Genomic DNA, 216 nt, shown 5'->3' with positions numbered 1-216 from the left:
CGGGGTCTCCTGACCGTAGCCGCCCTGGTCGTACCCGCCGGCCTGCTGACCGTAGCCGCCACCCTGCTCGTACCCGCCGGCCTGCTGGCCGTATCCGCCCTGCTCGTAGCCTCGGTCGTCGTAGCTGCCGCGCTGCTGCGGGGTCTCCTGACCGTAGCCGCCCTGGTCGTACCCGCCGGCCTGCTGACCGTAGCCGCCACCCTGCTCGTACCCGCC

The 216-nt window shown here is 73.6% G+C and carries 1 pseudogene; it reads right to left on the bottom strand.

Annotated elements, in window-relative coordinates:
- Positions 1-216 (bottom strand): annotated as a pseudogene (locus ADK66_RS31795) (hypothetical protein); the annotation flags it as partial.

It is taken from the genome of Micromonospora sp. NRRL B-16802, from assembly GCF_001279555.1.
In the GTDB taxonomy this organism is placed as follows: Bacteria; Actinomycetota; Actinomycetes; order Mycobacteriales; family Micromonosporaceae; genus Micromonospora; species Micromonospora profundi.
This window is presented reverse-complemented; position numbering and strand designations above follow the sequence as displayed.